General features: G+C 71.8%; 5 protein-coding genes. 4 read left to right on the top strand and 1 reads right to left on the bottom strand.

The annotated features are described in order from the left end of the window. The coding region (locus IH13_RS0131855) for a glutamate synthase subunit beta (RefSeq protein WP_031089855.1) at window positions 1-1,015 on the top strand (1,015 nt) is incomplete at its 5' end. Between the two features lie 103 nt (window positions 1,016-1,118). Here the strand turns inward: IH13_RS0131855 and IH13_RS0131850 are convergent. Further along, window positions 1,119-2,033 (bottom strand): rhomboid family intramembrane serine protease, encoded by a 915-nt coding sequence (locus IH13_RS0131850; RefSeq protein ID WP_031089854.1) that lies wholly within the window; start codon window positions 2,031-2,033, stop codon window positions 1,119-1,121. Window positions 2,034-2,261: 228 nt separating this feature from the next. On the opposite strand from IH13_RS0131850, the gene IH13_RS0131845 reads away from it, so the two are divergent. From IH13_RS0131845 to IH13_RS39080, 3 genes are all read left to right on the top strand, one after another. Then, window positions 2,262-2,762, top strand: a complete 501-nt coding sequence (locus tag IH13_RS0131845) for a pyridoxamine 5'-phosphate oxidase family protein (protein ID WP_031089852.1) — start codon at window positions 2,262-2,264, stop codon at window positions 2,760-2,762. A gap of 324 nt (window positions 2,763-3,086) precedes the next feature. After that, window positions 3,087-3,290: a cold-shock protein gene (locus tag IH13_RS0131840; RefSeq protein ID WP_003969786.1), complete on the top strand. Its 204-nt coding sequence runs from the start codon at window positions 3,087-3,089 to the stop codon at window positions 3,288-3,290. Between the two features lie 199 nt (window positions 3,291-3,489). Then, a partial coding sequence (locus IH13_RS39080) for a DEAD/DEAH box helicase (protein WP_031089850.1) occupies window positions 3,490-4,894 on the top strand: 1,405 nt, incomplete at its 3' end.

Genomic DNA, 4,894 nt, shown 5'->3' with positions numbered 1-4,894 from the left:
CATCGGCTCCGGCCCCGCCGGACTGGCCGCCGCCCAGCAGCTCACCCGGGCCGGCCACACGGTCGCCGTCTACGAGCGCGCCGACCGCATCGGCGGCCTGCTCCGCTACGGCATCCCCGAGTTCAAGATGGAGAAGTCGCACATCAACCGCCGCATCGAACAGATGCGCGCGGAGGGCACCAAGTTCCGCACCGAGACCGAGATCGGCCGCGACATCGACGCCGCGAAGCTGCGCCGCCGCTACGACGCGGTCGTCATCGCCGCCGGCGCCACCGTCTCCCGCGACCTGCCGGTCCCCGGCCGCGAACTGAACGGCGTGCACTTCGCGATGGAGTACCTGCCGCTCGCCAACAAGGTGCGGGAGGGCGACCTGACGGTCTCCCCGATCAGCGCCGAGGGCAAGCACGTCGTCGTCATCGGCGGCGGCGACACCGGCGCCGACTGCGTCGGCACCGCCCACCGGCAGGGCGCCGCCTCCGTCACCCAGCTGGAGATCATGCCCCGGCCCGGTGCGGAACGGAACGCCGACCAGCCCTGGCCGACGTTCCCGATGCTCTACAAGGTCACCTCCGCCCACGAGGAGGGCGGCGAACGGCTCTACTCCGTCTCCACCACCCACTTCGAGGGCGACGAGGACGGCAACGTCCAGGCGCTGCACCTGGCCGAGGTGGAGTTCCAGGACGGCAGGCCGGTGCGCAAGCCCGGCACCGAGCGGCGCGTCCCCGCCCAGCTCGTCACCCTCGCCATGGGCTTCACCGGCACCGACCAGGCCAACGGACTCGTCCAGCAGTTCGGACTGGAACTCGACGCACGCGGTAACATCGCCCGTGACAAGGACTACGCGACCAACGTCGAAGGCGTGTACGTCGCCGGCGACGCCGGGCGCGGCCAGTCCCTGATCGTCTGGGCCATCGCCGAGGGCCGCTCCGCCGCACGCGGGGTGGACCGCTTCCTCACCGGCGGCAGCGCGCTGCCGGCCCCGATCCGTCCGACGGACCGTTCCCTGACGGTCTGATCGGGCCACACAGACGTCCCGTACAACGGCGTACGGAACTGAACGCGGCGCCCGCCCCGTCCCCGACCAAGGACCGGCGGGCGCCGCGACGCGTCCGGACGCGTCAGGCCGTCCCGGTCAGCGCGGCCGTCCGCAGGGCCACCACCACCGCCAGCAGCACGACCAGGACCACCCCGCCCGCCAGTTGTGCGGCGGAGGTGCGCAGCCTCGCCGGGGCGTAGGCCAGTCCGTACGTCACCAGGCCGCCCGTCAGCAGACCGCCGAGGTGGCCCTCCCACGAGGTGAACGCCGCGGAGACCACCATCCACAGCAGGAACCCGGCCATGAAGCGGTTGACCGCCCGCATGTCCTGGCCCAGCCGCCGGTTGATCACGTAGAAGGAGGCGGCGAGGCCGAAGACCGCACCGGAGGCGCCGACCGCCGTCGTCTCCGGCGAGATGAGGTACACCAGGACCGAACCGCCCACCGCCGACAGCAGGTACAGCGCCAGGTAACGGGCCCGGCCGAGCCGGCCCTCCACGGCCCGGCCCAGGTTCCAGAGCGCGAACATGTTGAACACCAGGTGCATGACCCCGAACGACGTGTCGGGCGGCAGATGCAGGAACGCCCCGGTCAGCAGCCGGTACCACTCCCCGTCGGCGACCCCCGTCAGCTCCAGCCCGGGGTAGGTCGCGCCCTCGTAGTAGTACCGCCCGCCCGCGGGGTCGGTCAGCACCGCACCGACCATCCCGAACTGCTCCACCGTCCGGGAGCGGACCACCTCGACGACGTACGCGAGGATGTTCAGCGCCATCAGCGCGTACGTCACGACCGGGGCCGCGTCCCTGGGGACCGCGCCGCCGAACAGCGACCGGGGCCGGCGTACCGAACGCTGCCCCTCGGCCACACACTCCACGCAGTGGTGGCCGACCGCCGCCTCGCGCATGCAGTCCGGGCAGATGTAGCGGTCGCAGCGCGTGCACCGGACGTACGTCTCGTACGACGGGTGGCGGTAGCACGTGGTGGCGGCGGCCTCCATGGCCGGCTCCTTCATTCGTGGACGGACATGAGGGGCCGCCACGGGCGGCGGCGCTCAAGATAGCGAACTCCGGGGCACCGGGGCGCAGCCGGGGCGCCCACGGGGCCGTCACGGCGCGCGGTCCGCCGCTGCCGGAGGGAGCCGTCGGACGACGCGCGGGAAAAGCCGCCGGACGACGCGCGGGAAAAGGCGACAGAGGATGTCCGGATCACCGGGTTCCATGGACGCATGACGACGAGTTCGTGGGAAGACTTCCGCACCGAGCAGCCGGCCTTCGCCGACACCGTGCGGGAACGGTTCCGGCTGTACCGCCACCACGTCCTGGCGACCCTGCGCAAGGACGGGTCGCCCCGGGTCACCGGCCTGGAGGCGGCGTTCGGACGGGGACAGCTGTGGCTCGGCATGATGCCCGGCTCCCGCAAGGCCCTGGACCTGAGGCGCGACCCGCGCTTCGCCCTCCACGCCAATCCCGGGCCCGACGCGGAGATGGCCGACGGGGACGTCCGCGTCTCCGGCCGGGCGGTCGAGGTGACCGACCCCGCCGTACTGGCCCGCTTCGTGGAGGACACCTCACCGCCCGAGCCCTTCCTGCTCTTCCGTGCCGAGCCCCACGAGGTGGTGCACACCGGGCTCGACGGCGAGGAGATCGTCGTCCGGGTCTGGCGTCCCGGCCGGCCGCTGCGCACCCTGCGCAGGACGGGGGACGACACGCCGCCCCGTGAGGGGTGACACACGGCGCCCCGGGCCGGTGCGGGCCCGGCCGGCCCGGACCGCGCAGGTCACAGCCCCTTCCCGGTCGCTCCCGAGCGGCCGGGAAGGCGGCCCGGGACCCCCGTCCGGTTCCTCGGCGCGTCATGATCCACCGCTGACGGCCGGAACGTGCTACGGTTGCCGAGTTGCAGTTTTGGTACCCATGAACATTATGTGCGCCTGACGGGAACTTCCTTCAGGCGCTTTATTGTTTTCCGGCTTTCTCCGGATGGGGCTCAATGCGGCGACTTGGAATCCGTAAAGTGCGGATTTCCGGCACTGCACCTCTTTTAGGAGAATGACATGGCTACTGGAACCGTGAAGTGGTTCAACTCGGAAAAGGGCTTCGGCTTCATCGAGCAGGACGGCGGCGGCGCCGACGTCTTCGCCCACTACTCCAACATCGCCACCTCGGGCTTCCGTGAGCTCCAGGAGGGCCAGAAGGTCTCCTTCGACGTCACGCAGGGCCAGAAGGGCCCGCAGGCGGAGAACATCGTCCCGGCCTGATCTCCGGACGACGCGTACCTCGCAGCCGGGGCTCGCACCTTCACGGTGCGGGCCCCGGTTTGTGCTGTTTCCGACTCACTTCGTACCCGGTGTCCCCGCACCCCGGGACAACTGCTCCGTGCTCGCATCCTGGGGCGCACATCAAGCAGTCCGCAGCAGTCGGCAGAAACCCAGGAATCCCCCAGGAGGGCAATTCCGCATGACCCGTCTCGAACGCCAGGACCGACCGAACCGCAGCCGCCCCGCCAAGGGCCGCGGCACCGACCGGTCACAGCAGAACCCCCGGGGAGCCGGCCGCGGCGCGCCCCGCCGCAAGTCCGTACCCGCCCAGGGCGGCGAATTCGCCCTGCCCGAGACCCTCACCCCCGCACTGCCCGCCGTCGACGCGTTCGACGCGCTGGACATGCCGGCCGCGCTGCTGAAGACCCTCGCCGCGCAGGGAATGACCGAGCCCTTCCCGATCCAGGGCGCCACCCTGCCGAACTCGCTGGCCGGCCGCGACATCCTCGGCCGAGGCCGCACCGGCTCCGGCAAGACCCTCGCCTTCGGCCTGGCGCTGCTCGCCCGCACCGCCGGACGCCGCGCCCAGCCGCACGCCCCGCTCGCCATGGTCCTCGTCCCCACCCGCGAGCTCGCCCAGCAGGTCACCGACGCGCTGACGCCGTACGCGACGTCCGTGAACCTGCGCGTCGCCACCGTCGTCGGCGGTATGTCGATCAGCCGCCAGGCCGGTTCGCTGCGCCGGGGCGCCGAGGTGCTCGTCGCCACACCGGGCCGGCTGAAGGACCTCATCGAGCGCGGCGACTGCCGGCTCGACGAGGTCGGCATCACGGTGCTCGACGAGGCCGACCAGATGGCCGACATGGGCTTCATGCCGCAGGTCGTCGCCCTGCTCAAGCAGGTCGAGCCGGACGGACAGCGGATGCTGTTCTCCGCGACCCTCGACAAGAACATCGACCGGCTGGTCAAGATGTTCCTCACCGACCCGGTCGTGCACTCCGTGGACCCGTCCGCGGGCGCCGTCACCACCATGGAGCACCACGTGCTGCACGTGGCGGACGAGACGGACAAGAAGGCCGTCGCCACCAGGATCGCCGCCCGCGACGGGCGCGTGATCATGTTCGTGGACACCAAGCGCGCCGCCGACCGCTTCGCCAAGCGACTGCTGGCCAGCGGCGTCCGCGCCGCCGCCCTGCACGGCGGCCGGTCCCAGCCGCAGCGCAACCGGACCCTGGACCAGTTCAAGAACGGCCAGGTCACCGCGCTGGTCGCGACGAACGTGGCGGCACGCGGCATCCACGTCGACGACCTGGACCTGGTCGTCAACGTGGACCCGCCGACCGACCACAAGGACTACCTCCACCGCGGCGGACGCACCGCCCGCGCCGGGGAGTCCGGCAGCGTCGTCACGCTGGTGCTTCCGGAGGAGAAGCGGGAGATGACCCGGCTGATGGCGGACGCGGGCATCGCCCCGCGCACCACCCGGATCAAGTCCAGCGACGAGGAGCTCACCCGGATCACGGGCGCCCGTGAGCCGTCCGGAGTCGCGGTCGTCATCGAGGTGCCGCAGCCGACGCAGCCGACGCCCCGCACCCGCGGCGGGG

Origin of the sequence: Streptomyces sp. NRRL WC-3549 (assembly GCF_000721935.1) — a bacterium.
In the GTDB taxonomy this organism is placed as follows: Bacteria; Actinomycetota; Actinomycetes; order Streptomycetales; family Streptomycetaceae; genus Streptomyces.
Note: the sequence above shows the minus strand (reverse complement) of the source record. Positions and strands in the feature narration are given on the sequence as shown.

Bases quoted from the DNA above. Each gene is read 5' to 3' on its own strand.
- IH13_RS0131840 (WP_003969786.1), top strand. From the start codon at position 3,087: ATGGCTACTGGAACCGTGAAGTGGTTCAACTCGGAAAAGGGCTTCGGC.
- IH13_RS0131850 (WP_031089854.1), bottom strand. From the start codon at position 2,033: ATGGAGGCCGCCGCCACCACGTGCTACCGCCACCCGTCGTACGAGACG.
- IH13_RS0131845 (WP_031089852.1), top strand. From the start codon at position 2,262: ATGACGACGAGTTCGTGGGAAGACTTCCGCACCGAGCAGCCGGCCTTC.